This is a genomic window from Synechococcus sp. UW106, assembly GCF_900474015.1.
Lineage (GTDB): Bacteria > Cyanobacteriota > Cyanobacteriia > PCC-6307 > Cyanobiaceae > Parasynechococcus.
Genome location: NZ_UCNV01000011.1, coordinates 68,193 through 90,022, shown reverse-complemented (window position 1 = coordinate 90,022; position 21,830 = coordinate 68,193). Strand labels below are relative to the sequence as shown.

General features: G+C 54.2%; 21 protein-coding genes and 1 tRNA gene. 14 read left to right on the top strand and 8 right to left on the bottom strand.

Going from position 1 to position 21,830, the window contains the following annotated elements:
- Positions 1 to 24: 24 nt before the first annotated feature.
- On the bottom strand, positions 25 to 1,098 hold the full coding sequence (gene tsaD / locus DXY30_RS11565) for a tRNA (adenosine(37)-N6)-threonylcarbamoyltransferase complex transferase subunit TsaD (protein ID WP_115095080.1): 1,074 nt from the start codon (positions 1,096 to 1,098) through the stop codon (positions 25 to 27).
- Between the two features lie 77 nt (positions 1,099 to 1,175).
- Here tsaD and DXY30_RS11560 point away from each other — a divergent pair, with 77 nt between their 5' ends.
- Together DXY30_RS11560 and psaJ are read left to right on the top strand one after the other, a co-directional pair.
- Positions 1,176 to 1,652 (top strand): Photosystem I reaction center subunit III, encoded by a 477-nt coding sequence (locus DXY30_RS11560; protein ID WP_115024045.1) that lies wholly within the window; start codon positions 1,176 to 1,178, stop codon positions 1,650 to 1,652.
- A 32-nt stretch (positions 1,653 to 1,684) separates the two neighbouring features.
- Complete coding sequence (gene psaJ, locus DXY30_RS11555; protein ID WP_006850741.1) at positions 1,685 to 1,801, top strand: photosystem I reaction center subunit IX; 117 nt, start codon at positions 1,685 to 1,687, stop codon at positions 1,799 to 1,801.
- Positions 1,802 to 1,915: 114 nt separating this feature from the next.
- Here psaJ and gmk read toward each other — a convergent pair whose 3' ends face one another.
- Positions 1,916 to 2,473, bottom strand: coding sequence for a guanylate kinase (gene gmk / locus DXY30_RS11550; RefSeq protein WP_115095196.1), 558 nt, complete (start codon positions 2,471 to 2,473; stop codon positions 1,916 to 1,918).
- An 86-nt stretch (positions 2,474 to 2,559) separates the two neighbouring features.
- Between gmk and DXY30_RS11545 the strand changes: the two genes are divergently transcribed.
- Positions 2,560 to 4,239, top strand: coding sequence for an NFACT family protein (locus tag DXY30_RS11545; protein ID WP_115095195.1), 1,680 nt, complete (start codon positions 2,560 to 2,562; stop codon positions 4,237 to 4,239).
- Positions 4,240 to 4,364: 125 nt separating this feature from the next.
- The gene (gene tatC, locus DXY30_RS11540; protein WP_206339220.1) at positions 4,365 to 5,069 is read left to right on the top strand and encodes a twin-arginine translocase subunit TatC; all 705 of its coding nucleotides are present in this window, start codon (positions 4,365 to 4,367) and stop codon (positions 5,067 to 5,069) included.
- Here tatC and DXY30_RS11535 read toward each other — a convergent pair.
- Positions 5,050 to 5,466, bottom strand: a complete 417-nt coding sequence (locus DXY30_RS11535; protein ID WP_115024048.1) for a DUF3067 family protein — start codon at positions 5,464 to 5,466, stop codon at positions 5,050 to 5,052. The two genes, tatC and DXY30_RS11535, sit on opposite strands and share 20 nt — an antisense overlap.
- Positions 5,467 to 5,513: 47 nt before the next feature.
- On the opposite strand from DXY30_RS11535, the gene petC reads away from it, so the two are divergent.
- The 5 genes from petC (at position 5,514) to DXY30_RS11510 (ending at position 8,763) form a co-directional block, all read left to right on the top strand.
- On the top strand, positions 5,514 to 6,050 hold the full coding sequence (gene petC, locus DXY30_RS11530) for a cytochrome b6-f complex iron-sulfur subunit (RefSeq protein WP_115024049.1): 537 nt from the start codon (positions 5,514 to 5,516) through the stop codon (positions 6,048 to 6,050).
- 38 nt (positions 6,051 to 6,088) lie between these two features.
- Positions 6,089 to 7,024, top strand: a complete 936-nt coding sequence (petA, locus tag DXY30_RS11525; protein ID WP_115095079.1) for a cytochrome f — start codon at positions 6,089 to 6,091, stop codon at positions 7,022 to 7,024.
- A 5-nt stretch (positions 7,025 to 7,029) separates the two neighbouring features.
- Positions 7,030 to 7,908 carry a prolipoprotein diacylglyceryl transferase gene (gene lgt, locus DXY30_RS11520; RefSeq protein ID WP_115095078.1) on the top strand — a complete coding sequence of 293 codons (879 nt, stop codon included), beginning with the start codon at positions 7,030 to 7,032 and terminating at the stop codon, positions 7,906 to 7,908.
- Positions 7,905 to 8,666: a precorrin-4 C(11)-methyltransferase gene (gene cobM / locus DXY30_RS11515; protein ID WP_115095077.1), complete on the top strand. Its 762-nt coding sequence runs from the start codon at positions 7,905 to 7,907 to the stop codon at positions 8,664 to 8,666. The genes lgt and cobM overlap by 4 nt, the downstream gene beginning before the upstream one ends.
- A gap of 25 nt (positions 8,667 to 8,691) precedes the next feature.
- A tRNA-Val gene (locus DXY30_RS11510) sits at positions 8,692 to 8,763 on the top strand.
- Between the two features lie 174 nt (positions 8,764 to 8,937).
- Here the strand turns inward: DXY30_RS11510 and DXY30_RS11505 are convergent.
- The 3 genes from DXY30_RS11505 to DXY30_RS11495 are packed head-to-tail and all read right to left on the bottom strand — an operon-like array spanning position 8,938 to position 14,624.
- Entirely contained in the window at positions 8,938 to 9,669 is a 732-nt protein-coding gene (locus tag DXY30_RS11505; RefSeq protein ID WP_170951248.1) for a sulfotransferase domain-containing protein, read from the bottom strand.
- 51 nt (positions 9,670 to 9,720) lie between these two features.
- Positions 9,721 to 10,383: a sulfotransferase family 2 domain-containing protein gene (locus tag DXY30_RS11500; protein ID WP_115095075.1), complete on the bottom strand. Its 663-nt coding sequence runs from the start codon at positions 10,381 to 10,383 to the stop codon at positions 9,721 to 9,723.
- Positions 10,384 to 10,388: 5 nt separating this feature from the next.
- Complete coding sequence (locus DXY30_RS11495; protein WP_170951247.1) at positions 10,389 to 14,624, bottom strand: sulfotransferase; 4,236 nt, start codon at positions 14,622 to 14,624, stop codon at positions 10,389 to 10,391.
- A 270-nt stretch (positions 14,625 to 14,894) separates the two neighbouring features.
- Here DXY30_RS11495 and DXY30_RS11490 point away from each other — a divergent pair, with 270 nt between their 5' ends.
- A complete protein-coding gene (locus DXY30_RS11490) occupies positions 14,895 to 15,671 on the top strand; it encodes a RodZ family helix-turn-helix domain-containing protein (protein ID WP_115095073.1) in 777 nt (258 codons plus the stop codon).
- On the opposite strand, the gene DXY30_RS11485 is transcribed toward DXY30_RS11490, so the two are convergent.
- Positions 15,655 to 17,292 carry a Ppx/GppA phosphatase family protein gene (locus DXY30_RS11485; RefSeq protein WP_115095072.1) on the bottom strand — a complete coding sequence of 546 codons (1,638 nt, stop codon included), beginning with the start codon at positions 17,290 to 17,292 and terminating at the stop codon, positions 15,655 to 15,657. The two genes, DXY30_RS11490 and DXY30_RS11485, sit on opposite strands and share 17 nt — an antisense overlap.
- An 86-nt stretch (positions 17,293 to 17,378) precedes the next feature.
- Here DXY30_RS11485 and DXY30_RS11480 point away from each other — a divergent pair, with 86 nt between their 5' ends.
- Both DXY30_RS11480 and DXY30_RS11475 read left to right on the top strand, forming a co-directional pair.
- The gene (locus DXY30_RS11480) at positions 17,379 to 18,272 is read left to right on the top strand and encodes a 4-hydroxybenzoate polyprenyltransferase (protein ID WP_115095193.1); all 894 of its coding nucleotides are present in this window, start codon (positions 17,379 to 17,381) and stop codon (positions 18,270 to 18,272) included.
- A complete protein-coding gene (locus tag DXY30_RS11475) occupies positions 18,260 to 19,156 on the top strand; it encodes an LD-carboxypeptidase (RefSeq protein WP_115095071.1) in 897 nt (298 codons plus the stop codon). Before DXY30_RS11480 ends, DXY30_RS11475 begins: the two co-directional genes overlap by 13 nt.
- On the opposite strand, the gene ispD is transcribed toward DXY30_RS11475, so the two are convergent.
- Positions 19,140 to 19,820 carry a 2-C-methyl-D-erythritol 4-phosphate cytidylyltransferase gene (ispD, locus tag DXY30_RS11470; RefSeq protein WP_115095192.1) on the bottom strand — a complete coding sequence of 227 codons (681 nt, stop codon included), beginning with the start codon at positions 19,818 to 19,820 and terminating at the stop codon, positions 19,140 to 19,142. The two genes, DXY30_RS11475 and ispD, sit on opposite strands and share 17 nt — an antisense overlap.
- A gap of 72 nt (positions 19,821 to 19,892) precedes the next feature.
- Between ispD and DXY30_RS11465 the strand changes: the two genes are divergently transcribed.
- On the top strand, positions 19,893 to 20,726 hold the full coding sequence (locus tag DXY30_RS11465; RefSeq protein WP_115095070.1) for a glycosyltransferase family 9 protein: 834 nt from the start codon (positions 19,893 to 19,895) through the stop codon (positions 20,724 to 20,726).
- A 10-nt stretch (positions 20,727 to 20,736) separates the two neighbouring features.
- Positions 20,737 to 21,792 carry a TrkA family potassium uptake protein gene (locus DXY30_RS11460; RefSeq protein WP_115095069.1) on the top strand — a complete coding sequence of 352 codons (1,056 nt, stop codon included), beginning with the start codon at positions 20,737 to 20,739 and terminating at the stop codon, positions 21,790 to 21,792.
- The last annotated feature ends 38 nt before the right edge of the window (positions 21,793 to 21,830 follow it).

Genomic DNA, 21,830 nt, shown 5'->3' with positions numbered 1-21,830 from the left:
TGGGCACAAGCCTAAAAGGCTTTTTTAAAAGGGTGGATCTGTTGCATAAAGAGCATTGGCCTGGTCCAAGGGCCAGCGAGGGGCGACCCCGGATTTAAGAGACGTCGAGCCTGTGTTCTGGCCCAGGCGCATCAAGGCCGCTGCACCGATCATCGCGGCGTTGTCGGTGCAGTACGCGAGAGGAGCGATTGAGACAGCAATTCCCCGCGCCTGCCCGCGTTCAAGCATGCACTGGCGCAGGCGGCGGTTCGCCGCGACACCGCCCACCATCACCAGTTGGCCAACACCATGGTCTTCAGCACAGCGGAGGCTGCGCTTCACAAGAACATCGGCCACCACCTGTTCGAAGCTGGCGGCCAGGTCTGCAAGAGGCAGTGGATCCGCTGTCTGTCGGAGTGTTTCGACCGTGCGGAGCATGGCGGTCTTGAGCCCACTAAACGAAAAGTCGTACGGATGGAACCCCCCGCCCGGCAATGAAATCCGACCCTTAGGCAACTTGAAGCATGTTGGATCACCCGTTTCAGCAGCGGCCTGAATAGCTGGGCCTCCGGGGTAACCAAGATCCAGTAAGCGAGCCACCTTGTCGAAGGCTTCGCCAGCGGCATCGTCATGACTTCGACCAAGACGCTTCATGCCCCCGTCAACGTCCACAAAAATCAGTTCGGTGTGACCTCCACTGACCAGCAGCACCAGATAGGGAGCCTGAGGAGGGTCCTCTCCAAGCATCACCGAGGCCAGATGGCCCTCCAGATGGTGGATGCCGAGAAAGGGACGCCGGTGCAATGCCGCCAGAGTGCGGCCGGTCACCGACGCCACCATCAGAGCCCCGGCCAACCCCGGCGTGATCGTGGCTGCAATGGCATCCAGCTGACCCAAGGCCAGACCAGCCTCATCAACAACCGCCGCGATCAACCCAGGCAGGGCCTCAACATGGCGACGGGAGGCGATTTCTGGCACAACGCCACCCCAGCGAGCGTGCTCCTCCACCTGGGATGCAATCTGTGAGGCCAGCACTTCAATCCGACCGTCGTCATTACGACGAAGAACCGCAGCAGCGGACTCGTCACAACTTGTTTCGAGGGCAAGCACCGCATGCATCGAAGTGATGCCCCTCCCCTACTCTCCGACTTGTGACATCTTGCCCTTTCGGGGCACCGTTCAGAGGAATCGTTCCGATGCGTCGTCTCTTCGCCGTCGTGCTTTCAGCACTCCTGGTGTTCGGCTTCGCCCCCGTCGCGAAGGCGGATGTGGCTGGCCTCACACCTTGCTCAGAAAGTGCTCGCTTCCAGCAGCGTGCTGCTGCTGCCACAACGCCTCAGGCCAAAGCTCGCTTCGAGATGTACAGCAAAGCATCTTGTGGAGCAGATGGACTTCCCCATCTGATCGTTGATGGCCGCTGGAGCCATGCCGGGGACTTTGTCTATCCCGGGATCATGTTCCTGTACATCACCGGATGCATTGGTTGGGCCGGTCGTGAGTACCTGAAAGCCACCCGCGGCAAAAATGCCGCCAACTACGAAATTTTCATCGATCGCAGCATTGCCATCAAGAGCCTTTTGGCAGCAGCCACTTGGCCGCTGGCTGCTTTTGGTGAATTCACCAGCGGCAAGCTGCTCGAAGACGACAGCAAGGTGACTGTTTCACCTCGCTGATTAATACGACTTCAAACATTGCCTTCTCAAGAATGAACAAATTTCTTACAGCCGCACCTGTGGTTGCAGCCATCTGGTTCACAGCCACTGCTGGGATCCTGATCGAGTGGAATCGCTTCTTCCCCGATCTTCTGTTTCACCCAATGTGATTCACCTGGTGAACTTTCACCTACGCAGGGAACCTTCGGGTTCCCTTTTTTTGTGCCTGAACGTTCCAAGCAGCAACGTTCAAAGCGGCAAGGTTCAAGACAGCAACGTCGGAATCAGCTCAACTCCATCAGCGTCTCCACCTGCTGCAAAGCTGATTCGAGATCATCGTTGGTCACGACAGCATCGAATTCATGTTGAGCTTTGAGCTCCTCTTGAGCCCTGATCAAGCGGCGCTCAATGGCCTCCTCAGAGTCGGTTCCTCGCCCACGAATGCGTCGCTCCAATTCCTCAAAGCTGGGGGGAGCCAGAAAAATCTGGAAGCCGTCCGGGAAACTGCGACGCACCTGGCGAGCTCCCTCCAACTCAATCTCCAAGAGCACGGGGCGCCCCCCAGCCATCTGTTGCTCAACAGGACGGCGAGGTGTGCCGTAGCAATTCCCCGCGAATTCCGCCCACTCCAAAAACCCCCCTTCAGCCACCAAGGCCTCAAAACCAGCACGGCTGTGAAAGAAGTAATTGATGCCGTCCTGCTCGCCCTGACGCGGGGAACGCGTGGTTGCCGAGACAGACAACCAGATCTTGGGATGGCGTTCCAGAAGCTGGTTCACCAGCGTTCCCTTGCCGACACCGCTCGGCCCGGTGATCAAGGTGAGCTTTCCACTGGTGGACATCGCGGCGTCTGCGTGGGTCAGCAGAGTAGGAAGCTCCATTGCCGCACCCGGTGCTCCCGGTGATCGCCTCCACCAGCCTTCAGCTCATGGATCTCACCACGCTTCGCGCGGTGCTCTGGGATCTGCGTCCAAGGCTGGTGCCCAGCCGTTTCGAAAAGGCCCAACAACCTGACCCAGGAACGATTCAACTGGGCTGTCGCAGCCTGAAAGGGATGGTATGGCTGGAACTCAGCTGGCAAGCCGAGGCCCCTCGGCTGGTCGAGGTCAACCCTCCCCCGCGCAGCGGCAGCGGCAGCACCTTCGCGCAACAGTTGCAGCACAGCCTCCGCCAGCTGGCTCTCGTCGAACTCCACCAGAGCGGATTTGAGCGAGTCGTGGAATTCCGTTTCGCCCAGCGTCCGGGTGAACCGATTCACAGGATCCTCGTGCTTGAGCTGATGGGACGGCACAGCAACCTGCTGCTCCTCGATGAGCAACGCCGCATCATTGCTCTGGGAAGACAGGTTCGTGAGCATCAATCCCGCGTGCGACCTCTCTCAACCGGCGATTCCTACAGCCCACCACCGACCCTTCAGGGCTTGGCACCCGATCGAACGGAAAGCTTTGAACGCTGGCAAGCTCGACTCTCACTCGTCCCGATCCCCCTGCGCAAGGCCTTTCAGCAGACCTACCAGGGCATTAGTCCAGCCCTGGCAGCACAGCTCGCCGGTGACAAGCTGAACAAACCCGTGGACACCCTGGAGACCAACCAGTGGCGAGACCTCTATGAACGCTGGTGTCTCTGGTTGGACCAACTCCAGCTTGAACAGTTCGCCCTCGTGGTTGAAAACGACGGGCGCTACAGGGTGTGGGGATCTCCCGATGCTGATGTCAACCCACAAACCTCGCTAGCTCTCAAGCTGGGTTCTCTTCACCAGCAGTGCCTGGAACATCGCGCCTTGGCCAGGGTCAGCCATGAGCTACGACAACGCTTGGAGCGATGGCGCAGCAAAGAACAGACCGCCCACGATGACCAACGCCATCGCCTCGAGGCCACCGACGGACATGGCGTCCTTCAGAGCCAGGCGGATGCTCTCCTCTGCCTTGGCAACCCAAGCCGAGACCAGGTGGATGAAGCCCAATCGCTATATCGCCGTGCCAAAAAACTGCGACGATCACGCCCGATCCTCGAGCAACGGCTTGAGCACCATCAGCAACGTCTTCAACTGATCACTGAGAGCGAAACGTTTATCGAGGATCAACTGAGCGCGGAATGGCAGGACTACAAGGCACGACTCTCCGCCTTGAATGATCTGCGGGAGGAGCTCGAACAACTGTTGAAGCCCAAGGAGCGCCGTCGCGACGCGCGACTGCAGCGTCGACAAGATCAGCCCAGTCCTCTGGAACTGATCACCCCGGGACGGCTCACGGTTCAGGTGGGGCGAAACCATCGCCAGAACGACTGGATTTCTCTTCGCCAAGCCCGAAGCGGTGACCTCTGGTTCCATGCCCAGGAATGTCCAGGAAGTCATGTGGTGCTGAAAAGCTCCAACGGAATTGCCGATGAAGCAGATCTGGCCATGGCGACGGATCTGGCCGCCTATTTCAGTCGAGCACGTGGCAACAAGCAGGTGGCGGTGGTGATGGTTCCAACCGATCAACTGCAACGGATTCCCGGTGCCGCCCCAGGCACAGTGCGCCATGGTCAAGCTGAAATCCGCTGGGGTGAGCCGCAGCGAGCGGAACAACGGCTGCTTGCCCCTAGCCTGAGCCCACAATCGGGCTGACCTGTTGCGCCGCCCGACCCGCGTCCGTGTCTGAGCGCCCCGACGGTCCCCCAGCCTTGCAGCCACCACCACCCATTCGCATTGGGAGGGCTCCTGGTGATGCTGATCTGCCGAATGAGGTGGAGATGCCCCTGGTGGACCACCTGGAAGAACTGCGTCAACGCGTCCTGCGCAGCCTGTTGGCCGTAGTGATCGGTGCGCTGGCCTGCCTACTGGGCGTCAAACCGCTGGTGCGGCTGCTCGAGGCGCCAGCCAGCGGCATTCATTTCCTCCAGCTCGCCCCAGGCGAGTTTCTGTTCGTCTCGCTCAAGGTGGCCGGTTATGCCGGACTCACCTTGGCCCTTCCCTATGTTCTGTTCCAAATCCTGGCTTTCGTTCTGCCAGGCCTGACAGTCCGCGAACGGCGCCTGATCGCCCCCGCCGTTGCTGGGTCAGCTGTCCTCTTCATGGCGGGCTTGGCTTTCGCCTGGTGGGCCCTCGTGCCGGCCGCACTGCGTTTTCTAGTGAGCTACGGCGCCGATGTCGTTGAGCCGCTCTGGTCGATCGAGCGCTACTTGGACTTTGTTCTTCTGCTGATGCTGGCGACCGGGCTGGCGTTTCAACTGCCGGTGCTGCAGCTGCTCCTGGGTGCCCTGAGGCTGGTGCGCTGGCGGCCGATGCTTGGTGCCTGGCGCTGGGTTGTGCTGGGATCCGCCCTTGCTGGAGCCGTGCTGACGCCGTCCACAGATCCCATCACGATGTTGCTACTCGCTGGAGCCATCACGGCGCTATTTCTGATCGGAGTTGGCCTGGTGGCTCTGACCGAATCGCTCAGACCAGAAACTCCTTAATCAGCGTTTCCGCCTCTGGTCCTGACGCCTGCAGCGGAAGACTCAGCGCCTTCCCCAGACGCGGTTTATCACGGGTGGAAGCGAGCCAATCCCGCACCTCACCCGCCAAACCAAGACGATTCACAACATCCAGCACTTCACCGAGATGCTGCCGATAGGCCTCGAGGTCCATTTGAAACGACTGTTGCTCCAGATAGGCCCACATCACCTGTAGGTACAAACGGCGGCGGCGAACCACTAGTTGAAGGTCGTAGGTAGCCCGCCAGCGCTGGCGTAGACAGCCAATCACCTCATCGACGCTGATTGGCGGCTGGGGCACGGCGTTGGTGATTTCAAGCACAGAAGCTGATGCGGCAGGTACAGGAAGACACCAGTCGTTGCAAAGCTTGACAGGCACTTAAGCATCCATAATGGTCGGCAATCCGAGCTGGATGAACGTCCGCCATGACCCAACTCTCCTCGAGCGATGTGCCCGGAATGGGTCGTCGGCAGTTCATGAATCTGCTGACGTTTGGCTCCGTGACCGGTGTGGCCCTTGGAGCCCTTTATCCGGTGGCGAACTACTTCATCCCCCCCAAGGCCGCTGGCAGCGGCGGTGGCACCAGCGCCAAGGATGAGCTGGGCAATGCGATCACAGCCAGTGGCTGGCTTGCCAGCCACCCAGAAGGTGATCGCAGCCTTGTTCAGGGACTGAAAGGCGATCCGACCTACCTAATTGTCGAAGGTGAAGACGCCATCGGCAGCTACGGCATCAATGCAATCTGTACCCACCTCGGCTGTGTCGTTCCTTGGAACAGCGGTGCAAATAAGTTCATGTGTCCATGCCATGGCAGCCAATACGACGCCACCGGCAAGGTGGTCCGCGGCCCTGCCCCTCTCTCCTTGGCCCTGGCCAACGTCAGCGTTGAGAACGACAACGTGTTCATGAGCCAGTGGACCGAAACCGATTTCCGAACTGGTGATAAGCCCTGGTGGGCCTGATCTTTCCCTCCCCTACGCCTGCATCCCCTCACCGTCCCATGCGTCGTCACCTCTCGCTTCTCCTTGGATCGCTGGTCATCGGACTGGCGCTGCTAATCGCTCCGTCTGCCAGCTGGGCATATCCCTTCTGGGCCCAACAAAATTACGAAAGCCCCCGGGAAGCCACCGGCAAAATTGTTTGCGCCAACTGCCACCTGGCCAAAAAGCTGACCCAGGCCGAAGTTCCCCAATCAGTGCTTCCTGACAGCGTCTTCACCGCCAGCGTCAAGATTCCCTATGAGCAGGGTCTCCAGGAAATCGGAGCCGACGGAAGCGACGTAGGCCTCCAGGTCGGCGCCGTTGTGATGCTTCCCGATGGCTTCACCCTCGCCCCTCAGGACCGCTGGACCGATGAGATCAAGGAGGAAACGGAAGGGGTCTACTTCACTCAATACAGCGACGACCAGCCGAACATCCTGCTGGTGGGCCCGATTCCTGGCGACCAGCACCAGGAAGTTGTCTTCCCTGTTCTCTCCCCTGATCCAGCCACCGACAGCAATATCCACTTCGGTAAATACCAGATCCACGTCGGTGGCAACCGCGGTCGCGGCCAGGTTTATCCCACCGGTGAAAAGAGCAACAACACCATCTACACGGCACCAGCAAGCGGCACCGTCGCCTCTATCGAACCTGGTGACAACGGCGCGAGCGTGGTCAGCATCACCACGGCTGATGGCGAAAGCGTGAACGAAACCATTCCCGTCGGGCCCGAAGTTCTGGTCAAGGCTGGCGACAGCATCGAAGCCGGCGCTGCTCTGACCGATGACCCCAATGTGGGCGGCTTCGGTCAAGTGGATGCAGAAATTGTTCTCCAGAACCCTGTTCGCATCTACGGATTGCTTGCTTTCTTCGCCGCTGTGGCTCTCGCACAGATCATGTTGGTGCTGAAGAAAAGGCAGATTGAGAAAGTTCAGGCAGCTGAAGCCAACTTCTGATTTCTATGGCTGTGGAAGCTCTGTTTCCCCTGGCGACATTTCAGTCGCCGGGGGAATTTTTGCCTCAAACCGAAAACTGGTTTCTGCCGCTTCGGTGGTACGGCCTGCTCATTGCCACTGCAGTGCTGATCGGCTTGAACCTCTCCAGTCGCCTGGCAAAGCTCCGACATCTTGAGAACGGCTTAATCAGCGATCTGCTGCCTGTGCTCGTGCTGTTTTCCGTCATCGGGGCACGCATCTACTACGTGGCATTTGAGTGGCACAACTACGCATCGCACCCGCTCAAGGCCCTTGCCATTTGGGAGGGAGGGATCGCCATCCACGGCGCTTTGCTTGCAGGAACGCTCACGCTGATCATGTTCTGCCGCTGGCGCAAGCAACCCTTCTGGGATGTCCTTGATGTTCTGGTTCCTTCTGTGGCCTTGGGGCAGGCCATCGGTCGCTGGGGGAACTTTTTCAATTCTGAGGCATTTGGCGTTCCAACAGATCTGCCATGGAAGCTGTTCATACCAGCGCAGAGCCGCCCGGTTGCTTACAGCACTTCGGAATTTTTCCACCCGACATTTCTCTATGAATCGGTCTGGAATTTGCTGCTCTTCGCAGTCCTGCTGCTGCTCTTCCGCCGCGGATTGAAGTCCCCCGGGATCCTCCCGGCGGGCGCTATGAGCTGCGTTTACTTGGTCGGTTACAGCCTTGGCCGCGTCTGGATTGAAGGTCTTCGCATCGATCCCCTCTGCATCGGCTCACTTCCCCCCGCATGCGAAGGGGGCATCCGCATCGCCCAACTGATGAGTTGCACGTTGGTCGCTCTCGGCGGGATCGGGCTTTGGTGGCTATATGGACGAAAGCGACCCCTGCCTGATCCATCAGGCCAACGCATTTGAGTCACGTTGTCAGTTTCGTTGGAGCAGGCCCAGGTGCTCCAGACCTGCTTACCCTTCGCGCTGCTGATCGGCTCAAACGGGCTGAGGTTCTGGTCTGGACAGATTCCTTGGTGTGTCCTGCAATCACCGATCTGGCTCCAGCCGATTGCGAACGGATCCGCACCAGCACGACAACGCTCGAAGAGCTGATCCCTTTACTCATCGAGCGCTACCGCCAGGGCAAACGGGTGGTCCGGCTCCATGACGGCGATACGGCGCTCTACAGCGCCATCAATGAACAGATCTGTGCCTTGAGTGACGCGGACATCCCTGTGGAGGTGGTGCCTGGAATCAGTGCCTACCAAGCCGCAGCAGCTGGACTCTCTAGCGAACTCACGCTTCCAGGAGTGGTGCAGACCATCGTGCTCAGTCGGGCCGGAGGACGCACCGGCGTGCCGGAACGGGAAGAGCTCGGCAGGTTGGCAACCCTGCGCGCCAGCCTTTGCATTTACCTCAGTGCAAGACATGTCGAGGAGGTGCAGACCACCCTTCTGGAGCACTACCCCGCCGACACGCCAGTAGCCATAGGACATCGGGTGAGCTGGCCTGATCAGATGCTCACCGTGGTCCCTCTAGGGGAGATGGCTGCGATCAGTCGGGAACACAATCTGATTCGAACAACGCTTTATGTGGTGAGTCCGGCCCTCGCCGGTGGCCCTCAACGCTCACGTCTCTACTCGCCTGACCACGACCATCTGTTCCGTCCGAAAGCCCGCTAGGCCATAGTTTAAAGTTGTCCAGTCAGGGCGATTAGCACAGTGGTAGCGCACTTCCTTCACACGGAAGGGGTCACTGGTTCGAATCCAGTATCGCCCATATATATTAATTATTAACCAAAACAAATAAATATCTGAAATATAATTTTCATTAATTCTTAGCACAGCTCTGCAAATTCAAGATTCAAGGTTGCAAAACAATCAGCTAGCCAACAACACGAAAATTATAATTACCAATCAACCCTCAAAACCCAATGCAAAAATCCAGACGTATTCAATCAAGCCAACTTGACACGTCTGCGCCTGTAAGCCTCTGAAACAATTGAATTTCATAAAGATAGAACCGTCTCAATTTATTGACAGTTGACGGCAAGACAAGCCCTTTGTCATTGTTAATCAAAGAAGATACTGGCTGATAGCTAAATGAGGATGCCCCAAGAAACGCAGTAATCTCATCAATACTTTGATGGAGATCCACAGGTGCCAGAAAGAGGGAGTTTTCAGGAGGAAAAAGAGAGATAAGATTAGCTACAATCGATCCATATCTGCCTCTATTAAGAATATCAATGAAACGATTTTGCTTGCCATCAATCAATTGATTAACTAGATTGTCAAAAGATGGAAGATTAGGATTGCTTTTCCGAAGCATGTACCATTGAGAATGAGCTCGCGCAACTGGGTCACGAAACAAAACGATTAATTTAATGTTTGGATTATAATCTCTTATGCGACTCAAATATAATGGCTTACCTTGATTACCAACTAAAACATATTTTGGAGTCGCTTCTCCATATAGCAAGGTACCATCAAATTTCGTCACTCCCCAGCCACTAAAGTGATAGTCATTAATATTCTCACGAGTTGGTTTATACAGTTTTTGATCAAAAAAGTGAAGCTCTTTTTTATTACTTATACAGATGCCAGGATGCTGTCTCAACAACTTCCAGAGAGTAGTAGTTCCACACTTTTGGACTCCAGCAACTAAGAAATCAATTCGATCTTTCACGATAAAAAATAGTGCGAAAAGGATGAATCATGCATCAAGAAAGGGATTAACCTAAAACTCAAAGCCCCAACGATTAATATCTTTTAAGTACAGATCTGCGACCAATTGGCGATCATTTGGATTAAAGAATAATTCTCTATAATGACAATGAAACTTGCTTTGATTTCTGTGAGGAATTTCATCCTGAAGATGCGGCAAACCTATATAATTCAAAACGTATTTAAAATCGCCTGAAAAATGGTCAAACCGACCAGTGAAATGAAGATCAGTATTGACCAATATCTCGGCTTGAGGCCGAAAGTGTCTATCTTGATGAAATAATGTCGAATCAGGTAAAAGCTTTAAAAATGCTCCAAATTCCATTATATCTTCTACCGATTGGCCAGACAGATTAGATACGAGGGGAGAGCCGATAGGAGTATATAGTCTTTTCAAATAACCAAGTCGATGCTTGACATTTCGTCTAATTTTATTATTCCATGCCGATACCAACCGATCCCAGGGATTACGAACGAAGGCAAAGCGAAAACAGTCACTATGCAGAATAGCGGCAAGATCGTCGGGCATTTCACCAGGTTTGTTAAGATAGATATAATCGAAAACATTATCGCCAAGAAGAGAATGAATACTTCTCGTCGCAACTTTTGCAACTCGGTACCAAGCAAAGCGATGAGATAATGAATAAGAGATTAGGAAATTATTTTTTTGTGACATAGTCTTTATACAAAAGAACTAGGAAGAGAGGAAATCACTCCATGCTGAACCAGTGACTTAGAGGTCTGATATGTTGCGATCTTAGACCAATCAAGATCTTGAACCCTTGCAGACCAATCGTCAAAATAATCCTTGTACTTTTTGTATCTATTTTGACAATCTCTGATGCGACCGTTGGAATTAATTACTTCAGCAAAATCATTACGAAAATCACCAGCAAGCTTAAAGTGGAGAAGCCCTAAATCTACATCTGAAATATATCCAGGCGTAACTGTATGGCTACTCAACAACAATTTAATGTTGCGACCTGCTTTCATAACTGGAGTTTTAGTCGAAATCTCTCCAACACCCACAGCCTGGCGTATCCCGCCGACAGCTCTAAAATAAGGAAAGTCGATGACTGGCCAACGAACATATGTCTTGTCAAATAAAGGGTATGACGCAATAAAGTCTTCCGCACCATTGCCAAACTTAGTTGACTCAGAAGAATCAACCTTAAACATATCGATCATCTGGCCGGCCGCAACATCATGACCATGACGGTCCATATAGCTTGTAAGACCACGTATGCCATGTATTTCAATATCGTGGAACACAAGTGCTTCATCTACATCAACATAAATATTCCAACCTCTGTCAAAAAGACTAAATATATGATTTAACCATACGACTCCTGATCGTCCAATTTTGTATGGAGTTTTGGTGTGGAACACCAGGACATCTGGCTGTTGAAGCAAGTAATCGAGTGATCCATCGTTAGAATCATTATCAACAAAAATAAACTCATCAATACCAATTGAGCGATAGTAATCAAGAAACCAGGGCAGACGCCACAGTTCATTTTTAATAACGGTTGCCAACCTTATTTTATTTGCATCGACCTGCATCTCACGATTATCTATACGTGCAAGTTCACCTTCATAAATTGATCTCACCTGAGGAATGGGTTGATTCTTAATCATAATATCAAAATTACGACGGGCCTCTTCGATATCACCTTTGCAATATGCAGACCAAGAAATTAGTTTAAATTTATGGTGATCATCTATTGTCGCGAGAGATGATTCAAGAAGCGTAAAAGCATCATGGTCGCGACCAAGTGCAACTGCAATTTTTATAGCTAAAAATATACACTGACTGTCATCAACGGCTTCAGCCAAAACATAATCCAAAATATCATTAGCAAGTGGAGAAAATGCATTCGATGCATCCCTTGTCAACGAATTGAAGCATAGAAAAAGTATTCTACGTTTCCAGCTAATTTCTCCAGAATTCTCTTGGAAACGATTAAAGAGAAATGCAAGAGAATCAACACTTCCTTCTTTCTGGTGAAGCAGCGTGCTACTAAGTAAATCATGGTTCTTACTTGGCTCCAAAACTTTAAGCTTTGAAAGCGTTCTATTGGCTTCTTCGAAATCATTTACTCTTAAAAGAGAATGATAATAACGATTAAGAACTGCTTTATTTTTCGGCGACGCAGAATGCAATTCTGCCAGTAATTTAATTGCATCGTCCCAGGAATTCATACATTCAAGTAGATGCACACGAGCCAATGCTCCTTGAATATCGTTTATGGCCGCAATGCGTTGAACATATTCTTCTGCCTCTGCAAAACGATCCCAAGCCGCGAGACCACTAACTAACTTGAATAAAAGATTCGTATCATGGGGATGCTGTTTAAGCGCGTCTAGTGAAGCCAGTATACCGATAGAAGATTTATGATTTACATCAGTAGAAGAAGTAGGACTGGTCTTACAAACTGTTTTTATTTTTGGCTGATAGCTATGTCTTACAGCAAATACTTTATCTAGACGAATAGGATCAAAAGTAGCGCCTAGGAAATCAAAAAGCTCACGCAACCGTATTCCACGATCGACTACATCAGAGTAACTAATTTCAAAGCAATTATTCCGACTGACCGCGAAGTTTTTAAAATAAGATTCAGTTTGATTTAAGACAAGTCTTACTTCATCAGAAGATTGATCTGCCCACCAGGCACTCTCAGCAGTAGCAGCATGATCTCGTGTGTTAATAATAAATGCTGATTTAGGGAAAAGTTCTTCCAAGAAATGCAAATATCCAGGCAAATCATCACCAATTTCGGGGTATCTAATCTCTTTGAACCCAATCGCAGTAACAGCAGTATCATCAAGTAAGTCCGCCAAAAGAATTTTTCGAGCTGCATCTCGAAGTATTTGCATGATGAGCTTTCGAGACATTAGGCAAGCACCGAACCATGGTCCCGATGGAAAAAATGATTCCCAACCAGGTCCGTAGTCTTGTGCTATCTCCATATTCCGGACAAACTCGTAGAGAGAGAAAAAAGAATTATAATTTTCCCCTCGAACCAAAAGACCATTGATACTGTTGAGAACTCCTTGAAGCAATGTGGAACCACTACGACCATAAGTAATAATAAAAACATAATCATAATTCAGATGATTATGGGTTCCGTCAGCTATATTAGTAGTAACATCTACATATGATTTCAATTGGGGATCAAGATATGTAAGTTGTTTTACAGCTTTTGCCACATCTCCAAGTCGTTCTGCACGAAGGAAACAAGTCATTTCAGACCTAAGCCAATTCAAAGCGTCTTGATGCTCTGGCTCTAATAAGCGAGCTTTTTGAAACAGCTCGGCCGCTTTTATCCAGTTACCATCTTTGTGTTCACACCAGGCCAAGCCAACCAAGGCAGCACAATTATCGGACTTCTCAACCAATATGAGTTCATAAAGACGACGTGCTTCCACTATTTCCCCACCTTCTAAAGCCGCTCGTGCTCCTCGAAGCTGGCATGACAATTCATGCTCGAGCCAATTCAAAGCGTCTTGATGCTCTGGCTCTAATAAGCGAGCTTTTTGAAACAGCTCGGCCGCTTTTATCCAGTTACCATCTTTGTGTTCACACCAGGCCAAGCCAACCAAGGCAGCACAATTATCGGACTTCTCAACCAATATGAGTTCATAAAGACGACGTGCTTCCACTATTTCCCCACCTTCTAAAGCAATTTTCGCAGAAGCTAGCTTAGCAACTATATCTAGAGGAAACAAATAATTAGGATTATTGTCGCTGACCTTTGTCTTCGTGCTCGTGGAAGAGAAGCCAGCTTTGAGATGATGCCGTGGAGAAGAATTTGTATGGGGGAATGCTTTATCTGGCTCAGGAATACCCAAAAAGCTTGTTAAGTGATGCCACCCACAGCCTAATGTGATGTCAATTTTTAGCAAACGCTCAGGCTGATCGGCAAAAAAAGTTTCTACACGGTTTTCATAGGCTTGGAATACATCGACCCAAGTTGAATGATGTGCATACAAAGAGGCATGAATGATTCCAGACTGACCAGTATAAGGAGAGCATAGGCTTGGAATCAGAAGCTCTGATGGATGATTAATACCGTGGTAGTTTGAGTAGTGATCTTTAATAGAACGAAGCCATTTTTGGATCGAGCGCTGTGTCAAGATGAATCGAGCATTTGGATATCTAGTTGCAAGTGATTCAAAGCGAGAGCTGATATTAATGTCGCCAGCTGCATCATAAAGACCAATATCCGTCTCATCGGGCAAACAACCCGTAAGCGGATTAACCCAGTGCAAACTTTGATACCCACATATTTTTAGAGCATCGTGCATTGAGGTAGTACCAGTTCTACTAAGCCCTATCACAAAAATTTTTGGAGCTTCCAATGCAGAAAAATTGTCATCTTGCCAACGTTTTGCTAAAGACTCAAGCTGTTTTTTGACTGGATCAGCAGCCCAATCATTTTTAATACAATTTATCGAGTCCAAAAATTTTTGGCGCTGGCGAAGTACAAAATGCATTCGAGCTTGGCTTAGGGAACGAACTTTTATTTCAGCGTTAGAACGTGGCTCAAAGTCATTTATCGCTTTGAGAAGGCTTTGCAGCCTTAAATTATTTTTATTTAAATCATGACCGCACTGAGCAGTTCCGAGGAATTCGCCTATTAACGCATGATTAAAATTTGCAGCTTTATCAAGTAAGTCAATGCAATTATCAAATTGTTGATCAGCAGATCCCGTCGAACCACGCAATTCCTGGAACCGACCGAGCTGGAGACGTTCAGTGACACGATGTGGATCAAGGTTAACGATCTGCTGGAGACTTTCGATGACATTTAGACGGAGTTTTAATTTTTTCCAATGCTTCAACAGCAGAAGTTGTATTTCGAGATCGTCAGGGCGAGCCTCAGCACAATCACACAATTCTTGGATAGAGGCCAAGTGGCACGAACTACTTTCCGAAGAATAACTCATAAAATAATTGCGAAACAACAATTAGAAGAAGCAAGATTCAGAAACACTGGCTTTTACATAGATCACGCTATCATGCCTTTTCAGACATATCATTTTAGAAAAAATAATACAGGTTAAATATTGTTTCTCTGATCATTGCCGCATTGTGCTTGCCGTCCACTCCTGCAGTCTCATTAAGTACTACCAGGGCTATGAAATTGACTTAAATTTGACGAGAGTAGACAGATTCAGACGCTAATGAACGCGCGGAGTCTTGCGGACGACCAAGGCAAATCCACAGGCCTGCCTGAAGCAGGGCGACAGTTGGCCGAGGCACGAGCTGCAGCGGGACTGACCAAGAACCAGCTTGCCAGCCAGCTGCACATGGGCGAGGAGCAACTAGCAGCACTAGAACGCGGCGATCAAGGCGAACTGCCTGAACCCGTGTTCATCAAGGCCATGGTGCGCCGGCTCAGCTCCCATCTGGGTTTGGATGCTGACGCCATGATTCTGACCCTCGGCCCCCTTACCACCAGGCCTCCCAAAAGGGCGACTCCCGGGGCAACAATGCGGGGCATCACCCCTCAGAATCAGAGAACATTCATCCCGCTTCCCCTTGTGGCCCTCGCCGGGCTTGCTGGGCTTGGATTTGTTGTGTGGAGCAACGCCTCCGAGTTGACGCGCTTCGCCCAGTGGTTGAGGCCTGCCAATCCAACCCTCGAGCCAAGCGAAGCGGATCTCGAAGGGGGCAAGGTTGCAGTTGAGCTTGAGTCACTCATCGTCCCAGCGCCGCCGACAGCACAAACAGCTCTCACGATCAGCAGCACCGAACCCAGCTGGATCGCCCTGCGTCGTGAGGGGATTGTGGAATTCGAAGGGCTTCTGAACGGTGAACGCAGGATTGAAGATCCAAAGCTGGTTGAGATTTACGCCGGCCGGCCGGATCTGGTGCAGCTGACGTCGCCAGACGCTGAAACAAGAACCCTTGGGGCTGTTGACGACATCCGCTGGATCCGACTCAATCCTGAACTCTGACGCGCAGATCGACTCCGACGGCCTCCCGTACGACCTCAGCGCAGCTCTGCAAACTCCACTGCTCAAGACTGACGTTCTGGTTCACCCGCTCGCGAACGATCTCCAGATGCAGCACTCCTCTCACTGCATGAATGCGCAATGCTGAGATCACTGGTTCTGGCCTGCGATCCAGAGCAGCGGCCAAGCGCAGCAAAATGGCCATCTGATGAACGCAACGACGGTTTTCTCGGTTGGCCAAGAGCTGCCAGGACTCATGACGCTTCTTGGGCAAGCTGCGGCGGTGATAGCGAGCAATCGCCGCCACCATCAGATGTTCCGCTTCTGAATAGCCCAGCAGTTCACCATGGCGGATCAAGTACCAAGAATGCTTGTGGTAGGCGCTGATGTTGATGTGCTGTCCACAGGTATGCAGCATTGCTGCAGCCCAAAGCAGTTCGCGACCTTCGCCACTGTCGTCATGCATCACCCCTCGCGTGGCGTCGAACAGCTGAAGGGCATGGCTGGCGACCCGTTCTGCCCTGCTCTGATTCACCGCAAACCGCTGCACCTGATGAATCACGGTGCGTTGTCGAATGCTGCTCTGAAAGCTGAAGCGATCCTCAAGAAGACCGTGGCGAAGCATCCAATCGACGATGAGACCTTCCCTGAGGGCCCGCTCACTGAGGACTAGCTCGTCAACACCAAGCATTTGCATCGTGGTTTGCAGAATCAGCGCACCGGGAACAATGATTTCGGCCCGCCGGTCATTGATGGGAGCCAAATTCCGCCGTTGAGCTGGGGTCATCGTGATTAAGCGATCGACCACTCGGTCCAGACGCTGCCGGCTGAGTCGATACCCGTGCAGCTTGCGCGGTGGACGCTCCTCTTCACTCGCCGCGAGAGAACCAATGGCCATCGCCGTGCCGCTGGTTGCCACCAGCACAGGTGTTTCACCGGGTTTGATCCTGCGACGCACTTTGTCGACCGCAGGTTCAAGCGATCCCTGAATGAACGCCTGCAGAAACGATCGACGTTTGGGGGGCATCGGATCGTCTTTGACGAAGTCCCGCTGGAGACGCACAGCCCCGACACGGGTGCTGGTGAGGGCGCGGGCATCGCGACCATCCGCAAGGATCAGTTCAGTGGAGCCTCCTCCGATATCGAGCAAAAGATGCGGACGATCTCCAAAAGGCATTCCTGAAAGCACACCCAGATAGATCAGCCGGGCCTCTTCAGGGCCACTGACCAGATCCACCTCCATCTCGAGGTCATCCAGGATGGTTTGGAGAAAATCGCGGCCATTGGGGGCTTCTCGGACGGCACTCGTCGCTGCTGTAACGATCTGCTCAACTTGATGGCTAGCGGCGAGATCCTTGAACTGGCGCAGGGTTTCATGCCCTCGTTGCATCGCCGCCGCGGTCAGTTCACCGGTTGCGGGATCACGCTCCCCCAGACGCGTGGTGACCTTTTCAGCCTGGATGATGCGGAAGGTGCGCAGCTTTGGATCAATGGCTGCGACGAGTAGATGGAAGGAATTCGTTCCGATATCGATCGCTGCAATCCGACGCAGATCTGGATTCGCCGGCTGGGGCAAACCGTTGTTCTGTTCCGTTGGCTTGGCTGGGGCCTGGGCATCCAGCATCAACGTCAGAAGGGAGGTAAATCCACTCTGCCACTCACAGCCGGAGCCATAAGACCCTGACTAGGGTTCTTCAAATCTCGTTGATTGTGATCAGCAGCTCTGCCCGTCTTCAGCCCTGGATTGAACTGCTCCGCTGGAACAAACCCACCGGACGGCTGATCCTGTTAATCCCAGCGGGATGGGCCCTCTGGCTGAATCCAGCAGCCCCGCCCGGCCTTGGACTGATCCTGCAGATCCTTGTGGGAGGCCTGGCCGTGAGCGGTGCAGGCTGCATCGCCAATGACCTATGGGACCAGAGGTTCGACGGCAAGGTGGAACGCACGAAAAGTCGTCCCCTAGCCAGAGGCGTCCTGCGGCGAGGCCCAGCGTTGGTTTTGCTGCTGTCTTTGCTGGTCGTCAGCCTGGCTGTTGTCTTCAGTCTTCCGGCCGCCAGTCTCAAAATCTGCCTGCCCTTGGCATGCATGGCCGTGCTGCCGATCCTCGGATATCCGTCGGCGAAACGTTGGTTCCCCTTCCCCCAGGCGATCTTGGCGGTGTGCTGGGGCTTCGCTGTGCTCATCCCCTGGGCTGCAGCGACTGCCGCTTTGACCTGGAGCCCTGCACTGTTGTGCAGTTGGCTCGCGACCGTGGTCTGGACCTTCGGCTTCGACACGGTGTACGCCATGGCCGACCGTCGTGACGACGCCAGCCTCGGCCTGCACAGCAGCGCCCTGAGCCTCGGAACCCGGGTGGTGCCTGTGGTACGGGGCTGCTATCTGGTGACAGCGATCGCCCTGGCCTTCGCAGCTTGGTCGGCTCAGATCCCAGCACCGTTCTGGCCTCTCTGGTTGCTTGCCACAGTCTTCATGCAGCTCAGCTGCAACCCCCTGAACAACCAGAACGCCTCCATGGGCACCTACGGACGGCACTTTTCACAGCAAGTCCAGGCGGGAACTCTGCTTTGGCTAGGGCTTGTTCTGGCCGGCGGATGGGGAGCGTGAGGCGTGTCACCCTGGCGGCTCCACTGCGTGAAGGAGACCGTGTGGCCTGCGTGGCCGCCAGTTCAGCACTGCAGGACGACATCAAGCTGCAGCAGGGCATTGCTGTTCTGCAGAGCTGGGGCCTCAACGTTCAACCCCAAACCTTGGCGACACGACGGTGGGGCTACTTCGCCGGTCGGGACGAGGCGCGCCATGCCGATCTGCATCCTGTCCAAGCCGCGGCGCTTCTCGCCTGTGCCCGCGGTGGTTGGGGTGCTGCACGGCTGCTGGAGCAGCCCATCCGCTGGCAGAGCGGCTGGTTGCTGGGCTTCTCCGATGTCACAGCACTGCTCTGGGCCCGCCAAGCAGCAGGGTTCGCTGGCGGCATCCATGGCCCTTTACTGACAACGCTTGCAGAGGAGCCGGACTGGAGTCGTGACCGATTGCGCAACCTGCTCTTCGGTCAAACCGTCCCCTCACTACAAGGACGAGGTGGTGGCGGAGGGGTGGGGACAGGCCCCCTACTCGTGGCGAATCTGACCGTCGCCACCCACCTGCTGGGGAGCCGCTTCGTCCCCCCCCTCGAAGGAGCCATTTTGGTGCTGGAAGATGTCGGGGAGGCCCCCTACCGAATTGATCGGATGCTGACCCAATGGAGGCTCAATGGCAGTCTGCAAGGCTTGTCAGGTCTCGGGTTTGGCAATTTCGAAGGGTGCGGAGATGAACCGCGAGATGCCTCGGAATGCTTCAACCTCGAGCAGGTTCTTGAGGACCGCACTGCCGACCTCGGCATTCCCAGGGTGATGGACCTGCCCGTTGGTCACCGAGCAGGCAACGCTGCCCTGCCGATAGGAGAGATGGCACGCCTCGACGGCCAGACAGGCCTGCTCAGCCTGCTGACCTGAGGGCGAGCACAGCCTCCGCCACGGTCAAGTCAAACGGCGTTGTGACCTTGATGTTTGCAGGTCCAGCATCCAAGACCTGCACAGGCCAACCAAGACGCTCGTACAACGACGCGTCATCGGTCACCGTCCAGCCCTGAGCCACCGCCTCAGCGTGACCGCGACGCAGCTGGTCGACGGCAAAGCCCTGCGGAGTTTGCGCCGCCCAGAGCTCGGATCGGTCAGGCGTGTCTCGAATCAAACCATCGGATCCCACACGTTTGATCGTGTCACTGACCGGTGTTGCCGCAATCAGGGCCGTACCGGCCTCAACAGCAGCAGCACAACGATCAAACAAATCCGGTTCAGCCAAACAGCGGGCTCCGTCATGAATCAAGACATGGCGGGCCTGCTCCGGCAGTCCCGCCAGACCACACAGAACCGACTCCTGCCGAGTGCTGCCCCCTTGAATCCAATGCACCGGCTTGCTGGGTGCATCCAGCACGGCCAGGATGGCGTTTCGATCGACCTCTTGGCCGACGATGCCGATCCACTCAATCCGCTCAGAGCGCAAGGCCGCCTCAAGGGTCCAGGCAATGACAGGGCGTCCGGCCAACGGCAAAAGCAGCTTGTTCCGATCCGCACCCATGCGCCGACCGCTTCCTGCCGCAGCAATCAACAGATGCACAAGCGACTCCTGCCCTGGGCAGGCGTAAACGACCTCCATAAAATCAGTTCGCACCATGGATGACGGCGCTGCATGCGAGTTCTTGCCCTAAGCCCGGGTTCGCTCGAAGACCAGCTGGACCGTCTACCAGCCCTGGCCGAGATCTGCCAGAAGCTCAACGCCACATTGCAGGTGGCGTGTGATCCCCAGCAGGCAGCCCCTTGGAAACTCCTGCCATGCCTAGAAAAGCTGTTGCCGTTCAGCTTCGAGGCCAACCCCACCCTTGCGGACTGGGCCAATCTGCTCGGCTGTGTGCGGGAACCTGACTTCCAGGTGTGCATCAACTTTGCTGAAGGTCAGCAGGTCAACCTGATGCTGTCGATGAGTCATATCCCCAAACGGCTGGGATCTGAAGGCTTTGCCTGCACCGACAGGCTCAGCATCGACCAGGGCTGGACTGCGCAGCGTCTGGCTCCTTACCTCCAGGCCCTTGGTCTTGAACTCGAGGCCGAGCAGTTCCGCGTGCCCCTGGCGGCAGGTGTTCTCGATGAAGCCCGAGAAGCATTGCCCCGCGGCGATGGTCCTCTGCTGCTGCTGTCCCCGACAGGCCAAGTTCATGACTGGCCTGCAGCCGAATGGCACAAGCTTCCTGAAACCATCAAAAGCCGCCTGCCGGCTCTGCGCAGCATGGTGCTTCCAGCAAAGCTCAGCCTGGCCAAGCGTGCAGCCCTGATTGCCTGTGCCGATGTTGTGCTCAGCAGCTGCCCGATTTCACAACGTCTGGCGACCTATTGCGGCACCCCCTTAGTTGCCCTTGGAGCAGCGTCAAAGGATCTCCCCAAGCGCGCCGAGATCCGCTGTCTCGGCCGCTCTGATGAGCTCGCCACGCTGAAGAGCAGTGAAGTTCTGACAGCCCTCGGTTTCTGAAGGACGTCCAATGAGGCGCCGCAGAGCCAGAGGACACCTGAAGCTGATCACAGCTCCATGGCGGGGCCCCATCAGTGCCCTGAGTGCTGTGATCTTCGCCGGTGCCCTTGGATACCGAATCACGGAGGGCTGGGACTGGGGCGATTGCCTCTGGATGGTGCTGATCACGATCAGCACCATCGGCTATGGCGAAGTGGAAGTCCTGTCACCCCAAGGGCGCCTGGTCACCGTGCTGATCGTGATTGGTGGATTGGTGGTTGTTCAACTGGCCATCCAACGCGTTCTCGGGCTGAAGGACTCGGGATATTTCCTCAGACTGCGTGAATTCCGCTTTCACCGCATGCTGGAAAGCCTGCACAACCATGTGATCCTTTGCGGCTATGGCCGAATCGGGCAGGAAATCGCGGCCCAACTCCAAAGCGATGGGGTGTCTCTCGTGGTGATCGAGACGGATCCCAATCGAAGGGATGTCGCTGAAATGAAGGGGATGCGTGTTCTGCAGGCGGATGCAACCTTGGACGAAACGTTGCTGGACGCAGGCCTCGAACGCTGCTGCAGCCTCGTTGCAGCCCTTCCGAGCGATGCTTCCAATCTTTATGTGATCCTCAGCGCCAAGGATCTAAGGCCGGATTGCCGCTTAATTGCACGCGCAAACAGCGATGAAGCGGCTTCAAAGCTGCGTCTGGCAGGGGCCACTGTCGTGGTCAGTCCCTATGTGGCTGGTGGCCGCGTGATGGCGGCTTCTGCTCTGCGGCCCCTGGCACTCAACTTCATGGAGCTTCTGGCTGGCTCTGATTACGAGATCGAGGAATTCCAGCTGAGTCACGACCCACTGCACCTGATGGAGATCCGTGGGCGAAGCCTGTCTGAACTGGAGCTGGGCCGCCGCAGTGGAGCCATGGTGCTGGCGATCCGAGAAAAGGGAAAGCTGATCGCCAATCCAGGCGGAGACACCCAGATGGCACCTGGACAACTCCTGATCGTGCTGGGGAGCAAGACCCAACTCGCGACCTTTCAAGCGTTACTGGGGGAGGCCGTCGACACGATTGAAACCATGCCGGGTTGAGGTTGATGACGGCGGCTCCGTACGATCCTGCGATCAAA

Coding starts and splice junctions, on each gene's coding strand:
- tsaD (WP_115095080.1), bottom strand. CDS start 1,098: ATGCATGCGGTGCTTGCCCTCGAAACAAGTTGTGACGAGTCCGCTGCT.
- DXY30_RS11560 (WP_115024045.1), top strand. CDS start 1,176: ATGCGTCGTCTCTTCGCCGTCGTGCTTTCAGCACTCCTGGTGTTCGGC.
- psaJ (WP_006850741.1), top strand. CDS start 1,685: ATGAACAAATTTCTTACAGCCGCACCTGTGGTTGCAGCCATCTGGTTC.
- gmk (WP_115095196.1), bottom strand. CDS start 2,473: ATGTCCACCAGTGGAAAGCTCACCTTGATCACCGGGCCGAGCGGTGTC.
- DXY30_RS11545 (WP_115095195.1), top strand. CDS start 2,560: ATGGATCTCACCACGCTTCGCGCGGTGCTCTGGGATCTGCGTCCAAGG.
- tatC (WP_206339220.1), top strand. CDS start 4,365: ATGCCCCTGGTGGACCACCTGGAAGAACTGCGTCAACGCGTCCTGCGC.
- petC (WP_115024049.1), top strand. CDS start 5,514: ATGACCCAACTCTCCTCGAGCGATGTGCCCGGAATGGGTCGTCGGCAG.
- petA (WP_115095079.1), top strand. CDS start 6,089: ATGCGTCGTCACCTCTCGCTTCTCCTTGGATCGCTGGTCATCGGACTG.
- lgt (WP_115095078.1), top strand. CDS start 7,030: ATGGCTGTGGAAGCTCTGTTTCCCCTGGCGACATTTCAGTCGCCGGGG.
- DXY30_RS11500 (WP_115095075.1), bottom strand. CDS start 10,383: ATGTCACAAAAAAATAATTTCCTAATCTCTTATTCATTATCTCATCGC.
- DXY30_RS11490 (WP_115095073.1), top strand. CDS start 14,895: ATGAACGCGCGGAGTCTTGCGGACGACCAAGGCAAATCCACAGGCCTG.
- DXY30_RS11485 (WP_115095072.1), bottom strand. CDS start 17,292: ATGCTGGATGCCCAGGCCCCAGCCAAGCCAACGGAACAGAACAACGGT.
- DXY30_RS11475 (WP_115095071.1), top strand. CDS start 18,260: ATGGGGAGCGTGAGGCGTGTCACCCTGGCGGCTCCACTGCGTGAAGGA.
- DXY30_RS11465 (WP_115095070.1), top strand. CDS start 19,893: ATGCGAGTTCTTGCCCTAAGCCCGGGTTCGCTCGAAGACCAGCTGGAC.
- DXY30_RS11460 (WP_115095069.1), top strand. CDS start 20,737: ATGAGGCGCCGCAGAGCCAGAGGACACCTGAAGCTGATCACAGCTCCA.